General features: G+C 40.4%; 14 protein-coding genes. 2 read left to right on the forward strand and 12 right to left on the reverse strand.

What is annotated here, in order from left to right; genetic code table 11:
- The 5 genes from JZO70_RS02170 to groES all read right to left on the reverse strand — a co-directional run bounded on the left by JZO70_RS02170 (nucleotide 1) and on the right by groES (nucleotide 6,913).
- Complete coding sequence (locus tag JZO70_RS02170; protein WP_207671899.1) at nucleotides 1-354, reverse strand: DUF1827 family protein; 354 nt, start codon at nucleotides 352-354, stop codon at nucleotides 1-3.
- Between the two features lie 194 nt (nucleotides 355-548).
- Entirely contained in the window at nucleotides 549-3,458 is a 2,910-nt protein-coding gene (locus JZO70_RS02175) for an NADH-dependent flavin oxidoreductase (protein ID WP_207671900.1), read from the reverse strand.
- 57 nt (nucleotides 3,459-3,515) lie between these two features.
- The gene (locus tag JZO70_RS02180; protein ID WP_242703726.1) at nucleotides 3,516-4,454 is read right to left on the reverse strand and encodes an FAD:protein FMN transferase; all 939 of its coding nucleotides are present in this window, start codon (nucleotides 4,452-4,454) and stop codon (nucleotides 3,516-3,518) included.
- A 526-nt stretch (nucleotides 4,455-4,980) separates the two neighbouring features.
- Nucleotides 4,981-6,606 carry a chaperonin GroEL gene (gene groL, locus JZO70_RS02185; protein WP_207671901.1) on the reverse strand — a complete coding sequence of 542 codons (1,626 nt, stop codon included), beginning with the start codon at nucleotides 6,604-6,606 and terminating at the stop codon, nucleotides 4,981-4,983.
- Between the two features lie 22 nt (nucleotides 6,607-6,628).
- A complete protein-coding gene (gene groES / locus JZO70_RS02190; protein WP_010755750.1) occupies nucleotides 6,629-6,913 on the reverse strand; it encodes a co-chaperone GroES in 285 nt (94 codons plus the stop codon).
- A 199-nt stretch (nucleotides 6,914-7,112) separates the two neighbouring features.
- Between groES and JZO70_RS02195 the strand changes: the two genes are divergently transcribed.
- Complete coding sequence (locus tag JZO70_RS02195; protein WP_207671902.1) at nucleotides 7,113-7,751, forward strand: CPBP family intramembrane glutamic endopeptidase; 639 nt, start codon at nucleotides 7,113-7,115, stop codon at nucleotides 7,749-7,751.
- Nucleotides 7,752-7,828: 77 nt separating this feature from the next.
- A complete protein-coding gene (locus JZO70_RS02200; protein WP_207671903.1) occupies nucleotides 7,829-8,458 on the forward strand; it encodes an NAD(P)-dependent oxidoreductase in 630 nt (209 codons plus the stop codon).
- A gap of 92 nt (nucleotides 8,459-8,550) precedes the next feature.
- Here the strand turns inward: JZO70_RS02200 and dhaM are convergent, their stop codons facing one another.
- From dhaM to walK, 7 genes are all read right to left on the reverse strand, one after another.
- Nucleotides 8,551-8,919 carry a dihydroxyacetone kinase phosphoryl donor subunit DhaM gene (gene dhaM, locus JZO70_RS02205; protein WP_207671904.1) on the reverse strand — a complete coding sequence of 123 codons (369 nt, stop codon included), beginning with the start codon at nucleotides 8,917-8,919 and terminating at the stop codon, nucleotides 8,551-8,553.
- Entirely contained in the window at nucleotides 8,912-9,490 is a 579-nt protein-coding gene (gene dhaL / locus JZO70_RS02210) for a dihydroxyacetone kinase subunit DhaL (RefSeq protein WP_207671905.1), read from the reverse strand. Before dhaL ends, dhaM begins: the two co-directional genes overlap by 8 nt.
- Before the next feature lie 39 nt (nucleotides 9,491-9,529).
- Entirely contained in the window at nucleotides 9,530-10,513 is a 984-nt protein-coding gene (gene dhaK, locus JZO70_RS02215) for a dihydroxyacetone kinase subunit DhaK (RefSeq protein WP_207671906.1), read from the reverse strand.
- A 146-nt stretch (nucleotides 10,514-10,659) separates the two neighbouring features.
- Entirely contained in the window at nucleotides 10,660-11,469 is an 810-nt protein-coding gene (locus JZO70_RS02220) for an MBL fold metallo-hydrolase (RefSeq protein WP_207671907.1), read from the reverse strand.
- A gap of 48 nt (nucleotides 11,470-11,517) precedes the next feature.
- Nucleotides 11,518-12,354 (reverse strand): two-component system regulatory protein YycI, encoded by an 837-nt coding sequence (locus tag JZO70_RS02225; RefSeq protein WP_207671908.1) that lies wholly within the window; start codon nucleotides 12,352-12,354, stop codon nucleotides 11,518-11,520.
- Nucleotides 12,355-13,680, reverse strand: coding sequence for a YycH family regulatory protein (locus JZO70_RS02230; protein WP_207671909.1), 1,326 nt, complete (start codon nucleotides 13,678-13,680; stop codon nucleotides 12,355-12,357).
- On the reverse strand, nucleotides 13,677-15,515 hold the full coding sequence (walK, locus tag JZO70_RS02235) for a cell wall metabolism sensor histidine kinase WalK (protein ID WP_207671910.1): 1,839 nt from the start codon (nucleotides 15,513-15,515) through the stop codon (nucleotides 13,677-13,679). The genes JZO70_RS02230 and walK overlap by 4 nt, the downstream gene beginning before the upstream one ends.

A 15,515-nucleotide genomic window follows, 5' to 3' on the forward strand; every position in this document is an offset into this window, starting at 1 on the left:
CTACTTCACTTTGTACTCGATCATGATGATGTCCTTGTAGTTATGACGTGGTCGAATCCCCGCATCAAGGATCTGTTTTTTATAACCGACGTTTACTTCAACCTCTTTACGATCTACTTTTAGAATACGGTGAATAATCGTATCCACTTCGTCATGTTTTATTTTTCTTTGACGATTCAGCAACAGTAAAGTAATCGTATCAAAGCGATCCAAATAAACAATCTTCGTCCGATCATAGGCAAATAGTTTATATAATTTAATAGCTTGCTGGTTTGCAAAAGTTTGCTTGGACAACTCTGGATACAGCGTCTCAAGATTTACATTGCTGGTAATAGGTGTCTCGATTAGTTTCATCAGTCATCCCTCCCTTTCCCAACTATTGTATCACAAGAATGTGAACAAATTAGTGAAGGGAATTAGTGAAAGAATAAATTTTTCTAAAAAAGCCAGAATTTTCCTTTTTTAAGACTAGCCAGTAAAACTCCAATTTAATAATCTGCGACAAAGAAGCCAGAGACATCGTTTCGTCTCTGGCCTTACTTATTAACTTATTCAGCTACTATTTCTTTTGCACTTTCAGCTGCTAATTTACCAGAAGTTAATGCCCATGCATTATTTGCTCCTGAAGGTGAGTCTGTACCCATTACGCCGCCGACAACTTCTCCGGCTGCATACAGACCTTGAATCGCTTCACCAGCCTTGTTAAGCACTTCTAGGTGATCGTTTGCTACTAATCCACCCATGGTTGTTGCAAAACGTGGTTTTTGTTCGATTAAGTAGTAAGGACCTTCACCAACTGGTTTTTGCAAGAATTCAGATTGACGACCAAATTCTTCGTCAACACCCTTTTCAACATATTCGTTATAAAGAGCCACTGTTTCAGCTAAGCTAGTACCAGGCATGCCGGCTTTAGCCGCTAATTCAGTTAATGATTCTGCACGGAAGGCTTTTGGATTACCCATACCGTTGTTAGAAATCCAACGTTCTAAATCTTCATTGGTAATGCCGCCTTCAGCAACTGCTTCAGCGAATTTTCCAAAATGTTCTTGATCCAACAAGATATAAAGCATTTGTGGATTTTGCTCCAATAATTTTTCTAGTACTTCTTTATTGCTGGCACGTTCATTTACAACACGTTTACCATCAATATTTACTAATAAGCCATTTTCTTTCAACACGGCAATGTTCCCGCCGATCGTTGATTTCGCATAGCCTTTAGAGACTTCTACACCATTTGGATAAATTTTACCGTATTCCATCAAGCGAGTATCCGCATCAATACCAGGAGCAGTTGCCATCAGCAAACCATCACCTGTAGAAGATTTCGTACCATAGAACAAGACTTTATTCAACTCTTTGCTTAATAGGTTTGGATTATTTCCGTAACCACCAGTCGTTAAGATAACTGCTTTAGCAGTAATATTGTGGGTTTTACCCGTTTCTTCAACTGCTTTAAGTCCAGTTACTTTGCCGTTATCATCAATGAATAATTCCTCAGCTTTTGTTTGCAAGTAGATTGTTACGTTGCTGTTGTCCAAAGCTTTACGAGCACTTGCAGCAAATCCGTGTCCACCATCTTTGTAAGCCAACTCACGGTTTTTACGGTACTCAGCTAATACATGCAAGCCGCCTTCCATGTCGTAGTCAACGCCCATATATTCATGAACCCAGTCAGTGGTTGGTCCAACGTTTTTAGCTAACAAGGTAACTAGTTCTGGAACGTTTTTGCCACTGCCGTTTTTCATGAAGTCTTCAACCATTAGTTCAACTGAATCATCTGTGACGCCAGCTTCTGCTTGCAGTTTCGAGCCCAATACAACTTGGTTCCCGCCACTGATAGAGATTGCTCCACCAACGAAGCTCATTTTTTCGACTACGATTGTTTTCAGACCTAATTGATCTGCTCTTAAGGCTGCTGAAATACCGGCAGCACCAGAACCAACGATCACTACATCTGCTGTTTCTTCAACCACTTCCTTCGACCATTGAACAGTTGGTTTTGGACGAGCTTTTAAGACTTCAGAGCTTGCGCCGGCTAATTCAACTGCTTCAGCAATTCCGTCGATAACCCCTTGACTAGATGCAGAAGCACCTGAAATTACGTCAACGTTTAATGTTTGACCATCAATGATTTGTTGTGGCAAACGTTCGAATACTTGATCTGATAAACCTTCAGATTCTGCACCAGAATCGATATCAACGCTTTCGATTCGTTCTGTTGAGAAGGTTACTTTCATTTCGATTTCGCTGTTATGTCCTTTAGCCGCAACCGTATAAGTTCCTGGCTTGAACTCTAGTTTCATTTTTTGCAATTCTTTCAAACGCTCGTATTTGCGTTTTTCTTCTTCTGGATCTTTTACCATAACCATTGAGTCCATGAAGTCCCATAGTGGTGTAGGGATTAACAATTCTTTTTGTTTAGCGATGTGAGCATATTCTGGAACAGGTTGACCATCTTTAATCATTTGCACCCAGTTAGGTTCTACTAAGAATCCTTTACCAACTGCTAATAAGTCATAGCCTAGTTGTAAAGCTTCGTCAGCATTTTCACGCTGCAGGATCGCACCTACACCCATAATTGGAATAGTTGCCAATTCAAGTGAACGTTGTGCCAAATATTTAGTAATCAATGGTTCAGGATCATTTGATTCAACGATTGATGGACGAGTATACGCACCCATTGAGAAGTGGAAATAATCCGGCTTCAAGGTTGCTAAAGTATTTAATAAATACATTGTATCTTCAAAACGAATACCTGGTTCTTCTAATTCTTCTGGAGAGAAACGATACCCAACGATAAAGTTTTCCGCGCCTTGTTCTTCAATCACGCGTTGAACTTCCTTCATCACTTCCATTGAGAATAGTGCACGGTTCTCGCGGCTTCCGCCCCATTTGTCTTGACGACGGTTAGAGTGAGGAGAGAAGAATTGTTGCAGCAAGAAGGTATTGGCGCCGTGGATTTCCACACCGTCAAAGCCGGCTTGAATGGCACGACGAGTCGCATCACCAAACAGCGTGATCATTTCTTCAATTTGTTCTTCAGTCATTTCTCTTGGTACAGGAGCACCCGGACGCAATGCAGCAACTGGACTTGCCGAAATCGGTACAGCTCCGCCGTTTAATTCAGGCCACGCCATCCGTCCAGCATGGTAAATCTGCATAATTGCTTGTGAACCTTCACCTTTAATAGCAGACGCTAATTCAGTTAAGCCTGCTACTTTTTTATCTGTATCTACGCCGACTGCCCCTGGGAAGCCGCGCCCTTTATCTTCTACAAAGCAGCTTTCAACGATAACCGCAGCTGCATCTCCTGAACGGAATTTGTAGTAATCAATAATTTGTTGTGTCACTTCCCCATCGTAAAATGCGGATTGTGTAGTCATTGGTGACATAAATAGACGATTCTTGAAAGTAGCACCTGAATTTAATTTGACTGCATCAAATAGACCTCTTGCCATTGTTGTTTTTCCTCCTATAATTCTCTAAATTTATTTTCCTATATATAAGTAAAAAATTTATTCCAATAAAGTAACGGATGCTTTCAGCTTTTCAGAGATGAGTATTTCGTTGTTGCGGGTAATCACTAATCCTTCAACCTGAGGCATTTGGTTTAACCAGTTAAGGATTTTTCGGGATGAGTCGTGAAACAAGATAGTTGTCCAAAATTCTCCGTCCAAAGACTGCTCTGACACAATCGTGAGACTAGCAACATCATTTTCAACCGGATAGCCTGTCTGGGAATCAAATATATGATGGTAATGCGTTTCACCTATTTTTAATACCCGCTCATAAATACCCGAAGTTACGACTGATTGATCGTGATTTTCAATAACAGCAACCAGATTCCCTCGTTCCTTCAGCGGATTTTGAATCCCCACATTCCAAACCCCTTCAGGATTCTTTAACGATGAACCGATTGTCAGGACATTGCCGCCCAAGTCAATAATCCCTGATTGAACACCCTGTGCTTTAAAATAAAGCTTCAATTCATCAGCAAAATACCCTTTCGCCAAAGCGCCTAAATCAATTTCCATTCCCTTTTTCTTTAGGTAGACCGTCTGATTACTATCATTTAAATCAATGTCTTCTAAATCAATAAGGGCTAACCGTTCTTCAATTTCCTTTTTCGTTGGAACACGTGCATCCTGAAATCCAATATGCCATAGCTTAATCAAAGGTCCAATAGCGATATTCAGCTTGGAATGTGAAGAGATTCCCATATCGGACCCTTTTTTTATTAATTCATATAAATCAGGTGCCACTTTGACTGGTTTTATCCCAGCTTGTGCATTAACCTTCATTAAATCTGAATTATTTTGATTTGCGCTATAACGCTGCTGAAAATCCTCAAGCATTTTTTGCGCGTAATCCAATAGCTGCGGGGCTTCTGGATGTTCGATAGATAAGGTAATTACTGTCCCCATCATTTCCAGCACACGGGTCTTTAATGACAATAAAAGACCTCCCTTTTTAAAAGATTGTTATTTTGTGAGCATTGTAGAATAAAATGATACATTCACCTTTAAAATTATAAAAATTTACCAGCTATGCTTCACTATGTATTTACATCCCTTACAAAAGTTTCAGCATTTATTTCCTTTAATGACAGCTACAAAACCTATATGCAAAACGATCCCACCGTTCCATGACCTATTGTAAGAGACAAAAACTATAAAATCTAATACTTTATTTGGATGATATCGATAAAAATAGTTTATCAATCCGCGCGAAAGGTTAACGCTTACACTTTTATGCGGACCGATCATTCGAAAAACTCTTCCTATTAAATAGTAGAAAAAAAGAAACCCTTCATAATTCGAGGGGTTTCCTTAATATATTCTTACGTCCTTTCGATTTAAAGTCACATGACTAATAAATCGAAACAGAAGCTAATAGATAAGCTGAATGATTTAGAAATGCTTTATCCCTTTTGAAGAAAAAGAAAAGGAACCTTGATTTAACAAGATTCCTCAGACTTTCTTACATCATGCCGCCCATCATTGATGGATCCATTGCTGGTGCAGCAGCACCATTTTCAGCTGGTTTGTCAGCAACTACTGCTTCAGTAGTTAACAATAAAGCAGATACAGAAGCTGCATTTTGCAAAGCTGAACGAGTTACTTTAGTTGGGTCAACGATTCCTGTTTCAATCATGTTTACCCATTCGCCAGTTGCAGCATTGAAACCAACGCCTTTTTCTGCGTTTTTCAATTTGTCGATAACAACTGATCCTTCATAACCAGCGTTTTCAGCAATTTGACGAACTGGTTCTTCTAACGCACGAACAACAATGCTGACACCAGTTGCAGCGTCGCCTTCAGCTTCTAATGCCGCAACTTTCTTAATCACATTGACTAAGGCAGTTCCCCCACCAGAAACGATTCCTTCTTCAACTGCTGCACGCGTAGAGTTCAATGCATCCTCAATGCGTAGTTTTAATTCTTTCAGTTCAGTTTCAGTAGCAGCACCAACTTTAACAACTGCAACCCCGCCAGCTAATTTAGCTAAACGTTCTTGTAATTTTTCACGGTCAAAATCAGAAGTTGTTTCGTCAATTTGACGTTTGATTAATTCAACACGTTCTTGCAATTGTTCTTTGTTGCCAGCGCCTTCTACGATTGTAGTGTTGTCTTTATCAACAACCACTTTACCAGCAGAACCTAAGTTTTCAACTGTCGCATCTTTCAATTCTAAACCAAGATCTTCAGTAATCACTGTCGCGCCTGTTAAAACTGCGATATCTTCTAACATTGCTTTACGACGATCGCCAAAGCCAGGAGCTTTAACAGCAACCACGTTGAATGTTCCACGGATTTTGTTCAATACCAATGTTGGCAATGCTTCACCATCTACATCATCAGCGATGATTAACAATGAACGAGATTGTTGCAATACTTGTTCTAACAATGGCAAGATGTCTTGGATGTTAGAGATTTTCTTATCAGTAATTAAGATGTAAGGATTTTCTAAAGCTGCTTCCATTTTATCGTTGTCAGTTACCATGTATTGTGACAAGTAACCACGATCAAATTGCATACCTTCTACTACATCTAATTCAGTATCAATCCCTTTAGATTCTTCAATTGTAATAACGCCGTCGTTGCCAACTTTTTCCATTGCTTCCGCGATTAATTGACCAACTTCTTCGCTGCCAGAAGAAACTGCGGCAACTTGTGCGATAGCATCTTTAGAATCTACTTCTTTAGAAATGCTATGCAATTCTTCAACCGCTGTTTTTGTTGCTAATTCGATTCCGCGGCGGATAACCATTGGGTTTGCACCGGCAGTTACGTTTTTCAAGCCTTCACGAACAATTGCTTGAGTTAGAACAGTGGCAGTAGTTGTACCGTCACCTGCGATATCATTTGTTTTAGAAGCAACTTCAGAAACAAGTTTTGCTCCCATGTTTTCAAAATGATCTTCTAATTCGATATCTTTAGCGATAGTCACACCGTCATTGGTAATCAATGGTGAGCCATAAGATTTTTCTAAAACAACGTTACGACCTTTTGGCCCTAAGGTTACTTTTACTGTATTAGCTAATTTATCAACTCCACGAAGCATTGCTGCCCGTGCGTCTTCTGAAAATTTAATTTCTTTTGTCATAATTTCTCCACCTCAATCTGTTTTATTCTACAATAGCCATAATATCTTTGGCAGAAAGAATCAAATATTCTGTTCCGTCATATTTTACTTCTGTACCAGCATATTTTTCAAACATTACTGTGTCGCCAACCGCTACGGGCATTGGACTTTTTTCACCGTTATCTAACACGTTGCCTTCACCCACAGCTACAACCTTCGCTGTTTGTGGCTTTTCTTTAGCAGCAGAGGCTAAAACAATGCCGCCTACTGTTTTTTCTTCTTCTTGAGCGACTTCAAGAATGACGCGATCACCTAATGGTTTTAACACGATAAATCCCTCCAAATAGTAATGATTATAAAGTCGTTAGCACTCGCAACTTTAGAGTGCTAACTCACAATTCTTATCATACCATTTTTTATGTCTTTTGCAAGTCATACCTTCCCTTTTTTTAAATTTTCTAAAACTAAGATTTGTGAAGATTTATGCTATAATGGCTAACAAATCCGCGACATGGAAAGGAATAGCTATGAGAATAACAAAATACCTTTTTCTAACGATTTTCACTTATGGGATCGTATTGTTTTCCCCGATAATTTTTGCTCCCTTTATCGGTTCAAATGTTCAACAGCTGATTCAGGTTACGACCTATACTTATATTGCTGGTGCTCTCTTACTGCTCTTTTATTGGAGAAAAAGCCAGGCGCTGACCCTTGAGCAAAACAGCCGCAGCTTTTCGTCGACGATTTTGTTTGGCATTGCCGGCATTTTCTTGTCGATGATTCTGCAAATGATTCTGATGCAAATCGAAATCCGGTTAACCAATCAGCCGATAGCTTCACAAAATACCCAAGATATTGTTCAACTAGTTCGGGAAAATTCCGTCTTTATCGTTGCGACTACAGTTGCTGGGCCAATCATGGAAGAAATGGTTTTTAGGCGAGCGATCTTCGGCGGATTAAGCCAAAGATTTGGTTTCCTACTTCCAGCGATCATCAGTTCATTGCTGTTTGCCTTTGCTCATCAAGACGGGCACTACCTGCTGTATAGCGGATTAGGACTATTCTTCTGCTGGTTATTTGCTCACACTGGAAAAATCTGGACATCTATGATTACCCATGTTGGTATGAATTTGGTGGTCATTTTAGCTCAGCTAACGCTTCAATAAATTAACTAAAGACCTAATCTTTGCCTTTTCACAAAATTCCTCCTACACTAAACATAACTAGTTAGGAGGAATTTTTTATGAAATTAGCGATTATCGGTGCAACAGGCCAAGCTGGTTCATTGATTTTGAATGAAGCGTTGGAACGTCAGGTGGATGTAACTGCCATTGTCCGCAGTCCTGAAAAATTGGTGGTGGGCGTTCCTTATATCAAAAAAGATTTGTATGATTTAACTAAGGAGGATCTTACGCCATTTGATGTTGTCGTTGATGCGTTTCGTCCACCATTAGGAAAAGAAGAGCTTCACCAAACCTCATTACAGCATTTGATTGATATACTGTCAGGAACTGACACGCGTTTGCTAGTAGTAGGCGGCGCTTCTTCCCTATATTTAGACGATCAAAAAACACAGCGTATGATTGATGTTTCTGATCCAAAAGCTCCCTATTATCCAACGGCTTATAATATGTACCAAGCCTTCTTGGAACTGCCGAAAACTAAGAACTTGTATTGGGGTTACCTAAGCCCGGCAGCAAACTTTGTTCCAAACGGCCGCCGAACAGGAGAGTATCAGCTTAGTGATGATCGCCTAAAAGCTAACAGCCAAGGTAATAGCGAGATCAGCATGGCTGACTATGCCATTGCTATGGTGGATGAAGCTTTGAAAAATCAACATGCTAATCAACACTTTAGTGTAGTAAGTCTATAAAAAAACAAATGACCGAGCGCCCACTGTACTGACCCCAAATGTTAGTTTTTAGTCTAACATTTGAGCCGTCAATACATCACTCGGTCATTTGCTTATTTAATCTTTAGTTCTTCCAATTGTGCTTTGATCTCGTCTTCACCAGCACCAGCTGACAATAAAGCACTCGCTGTGTAAGCACCTTCGATCATTGCCACATCGAAAAGCTCCACACTCTTATCAGTAAACTCAATTGCCATTTCCAAATTCATCTTTGCACTGCCTAGATCATAAAAGGCCAGCAGCTCATCACTGTCATTCTCTTCAATAGCGGTTAAAATTCGTTCCATCGAAGTGCCCACTGTACCATCTTCTAGTCCACCTGCAGTCGTGATGGAGAGATTAGGTGCCACTTCACAGATCAGCCGTTTTAATCCCTCTGGTATTTCTGACGTATGGGAAACCAAGAGAACCCCTTTAGTCATCAAATACACCTGCTTCTAAAAACGACTCAAAAAGATAAGCCGAAGACATTGCTCCTGGATCGATATGACCAATGGAACGATCACCTACATAGGAAGCACGACCCTTCGTTGCTTTCAAATCCTTAGTTTTTTCTGCTAATTCTTGAAGCACGTCCTTGGTCAATGTACCTTCTTTTAATTGTTCAATAGCTGGGAACCATAAGTCCAGCATTGTTTTTTGACCTTCTGTTGAATCGCCGCGTTTAGCAATACCGGCGGCCGCAGCCGCTAACAATACAGTCGGTTCAGCTGAAGTTTTACTAGCTTTCATCATTTCCATCATAGCTGTTCCGTAAAGCGGACCAGAAGCTCCGCCCACTTTACTAATCAAAGCCATTGCTGCGGCTTTGAATATAGCTGACAAATCTCCATCTAAATTCGCTGCCATCACAGCATCCATGCCGCGTCCCATATTATTTCCATGGTCACCATCACCGATGGGCGTGTCCAGTTCACTCAAATAGTCTTTCTTGGCTTGAATTTTTCCGTTAAACAATTGCAGTGATTCTCTCAAATTTTCAGGTGTAAACATCGTCATCCTCCTATTGCGCGTTGGTTCTGATTAAACAGCTTACCAAGCGATCGTATGAACTGGTTCGTTTAATAAGCGTAAACGTTCTTCATCCAGTTTAATTAATGTTACTGAGGCACCTGCCATATCTAGAGAAGTCATGTAGTTGCCCACTTTAGAGAATCCCACTTCGATACCGTCAGCAGCTAACAACGCTTTGACATCATTAAAGTAGATGAACAGCTCCATTAATGGTGTTGCGCCCATGCCATTGACAAACAAACCATAGCTTTCGCCTTCCTGCCAATTGTATTCGGCTTTCAGCTTGCTTACTACCTCTTCAGCCATTTCACGAGAAGTTTTGATTTTCTCACGACGATAGCCTGGCTCACCATGAATTCCAACACCAAATTCCATCTCGTCATCGTCTAAAACAAATCCAGGTTTACCTACTTCTGGTACAGTTGCTCCAGATAACGCGACACCAATTGTTTTAATGTCCGCTACAAGTGACTTGCCGTAGTCAGCAAGTTCGCTCACGCTCTTACCTTCTCTAGCCATCGCCCCTAAAATCTTATGAACAAGCACTGTGCCGGCAACTCCACGGCGGCCTTGCGTATAGGTACTGTCTTCTACCGCAATATCGTCGTCAACTAAAACAGAAGCAACTTCGATATCTTCCATCTCAGCTAAATCTTTCGCCATGTCGAAATTCATCACATCGCCTGAATAATTTTTAACAATCATCAAGGCACCTTTGCCTTTATCAGAGGCTTTGATTGCTTCGAAAATTTGATCTGGGGTTGGCGAGGTGAAGACTTGCCCGCATACAGCCGAGCTCAACATTCCATCACCGACAAATCCAGCATGGGAAGGTTCATGTCCACTGCCTCCTCCGCTGACTAAAGCAACTTGGTCAAAATCATCAGAACGAGCGACTACCAATGTTTCAGGGACTTGTACTAAATAATCAGGATAAGCGCTTACCAAACCGGCTACCATTTCATCTACAACATCTTGGGGCTGATTAATAATCTTTTTCAATTTGACTCCTCCTTTATTTATCTTGCTTCTTTCATTCTATCACTAAGCCGATTAAACGAGAAGTTGCAAGAAACCATTGAACAATATTGTGCAACTGAACAAAATAAGCCTATAAAATGATTTTACTCATTCTATAGGCTTTATCTTTAGATTGCGAATAATTCAGTTGAGCATTCAGGGTCGGTATCATAAACGTTAAATTGGTAATTAACGCCTAAATCATAACGAGTCAAGGTTTCTTCCATCGTCATATGTGCCAGTTCCTTCATGTTGTTTTCTTTACTTAAATGCCCTAGGTAAATTCGTTTGGTATTATCACCGATAATATCAGTCATTACCAGCGCGCCGTCTTCATTAGACAAATGACCACGATCTCCCAAAATACGCTGCTTTAAGCTCCAAGGGTAAGGACCCATGCGCAGCATTTCCAAATCGTGATTGCTTTCCACCAAGTAGGCATCGGCATTTCGGATCGTTCCTCTTAAGTGATCACTAGCATAACCGGTATCCGTCAACATAACAAAAGAACGACCGTCTTTGTAAAAACGATAGAATTGAGGAGCAGCAGCATCGTGAGACACTCCAAAGCTTTCGATATCCATATCGCCAAAGGTCAATACTTTGCCCATTTCGAAAACCTGTCTTTGTTCAAGAGGCACATTTCCAATCAACGTTGACATTGCCTCCCAGGTTTTTTCATTGGCATACACAGGTAATTTATATTTTCGCGCTAGAACACCCACACCATGAATATGATCACGGTGCTCATGGGTTACTAGAATAGCATCCAAATCTTCCGGCTTGCGATTCACTTCCGCCAGCAATGAGGTTATTTTCTTTCCACTCAATCCAGCATCCACTAGAACCTTCTTTTCAGCACTCTCCAGATACAGTGAGTTTCCTGTACTGCCGCTGGCCAGAACGCTGATTTGAAAGGCGTGATTCATTTCCAACATAAGTGATTGTCCTCTCTTTGTAAAACTGTACTTAGTATACAACCCTTTTTATGGATTTTCCACCTTTGGCACTAAATTATTAGAAATAACCTGGTTGCTGATGGCATTTACTTTTTCTACTTGAACAACTTTATCTGGGTATTCAATTCGCACAAACCAAGCTGGGACATACACATTCTTTTCACCAACTTCAAGCGTACGGAAATAACCTAGATAAATTTCCTGAATGGTCGAACCATTGGGAATATTATTGTTGATATACAGAGTATTCAAAATTTCTTTTTCCGAATACAGATTCATTTTTTCCCGCAACGGCTCGATATCCTTCAGCATGGTTTGAGTATATTTAGTGACCTTCCCTTCGGTACTGTCGACATCCAAGACAACCCTAGACGTTTCATCAATAAAGGGGATATTTTCATAAGATTGTGCTCCGACAATTTTTATTCCCTCATCATCTTTTCGTGAAATGCTTGGAACATACGTGTATTGATCTCCAGAAATAATAAACCGCGAGTCTTTCATCAAATTGTTGAAGCTTTGTTTTCTGTCATCTAAATCAAACTCATTATTGTTATAAGGGGTGTTGTTCAAAACTCTGTTGTCTACAAAAGATGAAGCATAAATATCAGGATAAGCTGCTTCAGACAACTCCTCAAAACCAGATTGTTCAGCACTTAAATAGTAGCCTTCTAAATGTTGATCAGAAATGGTTCCCTTATAATGAATATCATCATTTTGCAAGCGTTGTGTAATATCTTCCCTTTGATTAGAGTTAGTTACCAGACTCTGTTCGTGCTGACTGCTCCAATAGATACTGAATAAGAAAATGTTGATTCCTAAAAAGGCGATAAAGAAAATCCATTCGATTTTGCGAAAATCCACTTAGCTCGCCTCCGTTTCTACGAAGTTTATACGCAGCAACTCATCGAACGTGCGCCATTGACCATTGTATTTTACGTACCATTCCGGGTTTAAGGCCACTACCCGGTACGCACTATTTCCACTATCTACGTCCTCCCAAGTATAGCCGATGATATAGCTTTGAACTTGGCTGATATCTACACCTGCAGCAAGCAGCTGTTCTTCCATCCCGATGGAGCTAGGCAACACAGCTTCTTCCTCAGCCGGGATCGGAACTTGTACCGTATCCATACTAGTTTCAATATCAACGTGACTGGCTTGATTATTTTGAGAAGGATTAATAGATACAATCATTTTCCCTTTAGAAGATTGACTAAAAATCGGATAACCTTCCACAAAGATTCGATAGTATATCATGTTGTCTTGCTGGTCAAAGTAGCGCAAATTGCCTACTGCCGTTCCTAAACGACTAACATAACTGAAGCTTTGGCTATATAAACTTTGATCTGCTAAATCAGTCGGCAATTCTCCAGAAAATCTCACTAAACGATTTTGCTCATCCATCGTTAATTCCTCACGACCACTGACAAAGGACCGTGAATTCTCATCATCTTGTTCCCCTCTAGCTTGTTCCGGATCTTGGAAAAAGGCATTACGGAATAAAGAATAAGACTGAGTAGTCAAAATATAACTGTATTTTTTTAAACGAACGTCATTCTGTGTCTGCATCAAACGAGGAACCAGTTGATTTTCAAGCGTCATTGTTAAGTATCGATCCGTATTTTGATGATAGATATCTTCAATATTTTGAAAATTAGTAGAGATCGATGCTTCATAAACTAAATGTTTCTGGTAATCCAAGAAACGAATCTTTTGACTGTTAAAATCCAATTGTATTTTTCCAAAAGAAATCGATTCTTCATCGTTCAACCCGCTTAAATCCAAGGGAATATCAAATACCTTCACATATTCTGCCAGGGAAAAAGTTCCCTCATAATTTAGCTCCACACCATTTGCCAGTTGGTAATAATTGGCCGACTCTTCTTCTGTGCTCGCCACTATTTCTAACTGACCATAGGTGCTTTCAGTCAAACGAGCCTGCACAGTAGCCAGTAAGTTTTCACTATTGGTTTGAAAATGACCCTCTTCTAAATCCCAAATCCCTCTTAAAGGCAAAAAGGCGTCGGTTGCCTTGGTATAGTTTTGCTCATTGCTTTGCACTTGCGTACTAGAGTCTAAACTTGGCGTACGCCCTGCTGGACTTACCCAAATAGAATAGGTAAAAAACAAGCTTAGCAAAATTAAAAGAGCTAGGAGGGGACGCATTATTTTTCCAGATACTCTCATTCCCACCAATCCTCCTCATAAGGTTCATAAGGTAAGGAGAAGGAGAAGGTTGAACCTTTGCCCTCAACACTTTCAACCCAAATGGATCCTTTATGGGCTTTGATTACTTCTTTGGATATAGCTAAGCCCAAGCCTGTTCCGCCTTGCTTGCGAGCCCGTGCTTTATCCACTCGGTAAAAACGTTCAAAGACTTTTTCCAAATCTTTTTTGGGAATTCCCAAACCTTCATCTGTAATGCTCAATACGATATTATTGTGCGTTTCTAATAGATGAACTGTAATTTTCCCACCGTCTGGCGAATACTTGATGGCATTGTTCATAATATTATCAATCACTTGCATAATTTTATCAGTATCAATTTCTACCCATAAGTCTCGTTCAGTAAAATCACGAATAATCGTATATTTCTTGTTCTGATTGGTTATCATCATGTCAAAGCGATCCAAGACGTAATCAACCAATTCATTGAAATTGACAAATTCCAAATCCAACTGCTGGTTGCCTGAGTCCATTCGCGAAAGGTTCAGCAGATCGTTGATCATACGAATCATCCGGTCAGTTTCCCCTAGAGTAACTTGAATAAATTCAGGAGCAACCTCCTCGTCTTGCCAAGCCCCTTCATCCAAAGCTTCTAAATAACTGCGAACACTCGTTAACGGCGTACGCAATTCATGGGAAACATTTGAAACGAATTGACGGCGTTCTTCAGCTGTCTTTTCTTGTTCGGTAACGTCATGCAAAACAACAACTAACCCGCTGATAAAACCAGACTCTCGCCGAATCATAGCAAAATCGGCTCGCAAAATCATCCGGTCTTCTTCCAGATCAGACTTTGATCGATCCAGTAATAATTCTTCCTGGGCCTCTAATAATTTCCGCAGTGTATATTCTTCTTCTAAATCTAACAGTGTTAAAATCGACTCGCCAATCGCATCTTCATTTTTTACGCCTAATAAAGATAACGCCATTTCGTTAATCGTAATGACTTTCCCACGACGGTCAGTGGCAATTACCCCATCTGTCATGTGGGTTAGGACACTATCCAGCCGATTACGCTCGGCCTCCATAGTATCTTGCGCATCCTCAATCCGATCAGAGAGCTTGTTAAAGGTTTCAGCCAACTGACTCAGCTCGTCATGTCCATGAACCTCGACTTTGTCAGAATAATCCCCTTGGGCAATCTTGATCGCCTGTTGTCGCATTTCTTCAATTGGTTTAGTAATTGAGCGCGCTACTAATAAAGCCACAATCATGGAAATAACTCCGGCAATTAAGGACGCCGTAAAGAAAATGATTGCGGTATCGCTTATTTCGGTATATTTTTGTTCAATATCACTTTTAACATAAAGAGCCCCGAGCACGGCTGAATCGCCTGTCGGGGACTGAATAGGTTGGACATTGATATATACCCGTTTATTACTATCATCATCGAGCGCAACATATTGTTTCATAGAGAAATCATCAATATCGCTGTATTCGTTCTTCTTACCAACAATGGAGTCCTTACGACCCACATCATTAGTTGCCCGTACGATTCCTTTGTCATCAACCACCCACATCTCTTCAATATCTGAAGCACTGTTGTTCTCCAACAACTGTTGGATGTCTTCCCAGCTGGTATCCGTACCTTGCTTTTGCGACATAGTGGTTCCTAACGAGTTCGATAAAATGGACACCCGCTGGTTCATGTCATTGGTAAAGTTGTTGATGGTTTCTTTCTCTAATCCGCGAATGAAGTACGCTCCGATAATTTCAATCGAGATCAATAGAATCAAGATAAACGAGAACGCAATCTTGAAGTTCACTGATTGAAAAAAACGGACTTTATTTTTCAT

Origin of the sequence: Candidatus Enterococcus moelleringii (assembly GCF_017377575.1) — a bacterium.
GTDB classification, from domain to species: Bacteria; Bacillota; Bacilli; order Lactobacillales; family Enterococcaceae; genus Enterococcus_A; species Enterococcus_A moelleringii.

Excerpts from the sequence above, each read along its gene's own strand:
- JZO70_RS02170 (WP_207671899.1), bottom strand. The coding sequence starts at position 354 with ATGAAACTAATCGAGACACCTATTACCAGCAATGTAAATCTTGAGACG.
- JZO70_RS02175 (WP_207671900.1), bottom strand. The coding sequence starts at position 3,458 with ATGGCAAGAGGTCTATTTGATGCAGTCAAATTAAATTCAGGTGCTACT.
- groL (WP_207671901.1), bottom strand. The coding sequence starts at position 6,606 with ATGACAAAAGAAATTAAATTTTCAGAAGACGCACGGGCAGCAATGCTT.
- JZO70_RS02195 (WP_207671902.1), top strand. The coding sequence starts at position 7,113 with ATGAGAATAACAAAATACCTTTTTCTAACGATTTTCACTTATGGGATC.
- JZO70_RS02200 (WP_207671903.1), top strand. The coding sequence starts at position 7,829 with ATGAAATTAGCGATTATCGGTGCAACAGGCCAAGCTGGTTCATTGATT.
- dhaM (WP_207671904.1), bottom strand. The coding sequence starts at position 8,919 with ATGACTAAAGGGGTTCTCTTGGTTTCCCATACGTCAGAAATACCAGAG.
- dhaL (WP_207671905.1), bottom strand. The coding sequence starts at position 9,490 with ATGTTTACACCTGAAAATTTGAGAGAATCACTGCAATTGTTTAACGGA.
- JZO70_RS02220 (WP_207671907.1), bottom strand. The coding sequence starts at position 11,469 with ATGTTGGAAATGAATCACGCCTTTCAAATCAGCGTTCTGGCCAGCGGC.
- JZO70_RS02230 (WP_207671909.1), bottom strand. The coding sequence starts at position 13,680 with ATGAGAGTATCTGGAAAAATAATGCGTCCCCTCCTAGCTCTTTTAATT.
- walK (WP_207671910.1), bottom strand. The coding sequence starts at position 15,515 with ATGAAAAATAAAGTCCGTTTTTTTCAATCAGTGAACTTCAAGATTGCG.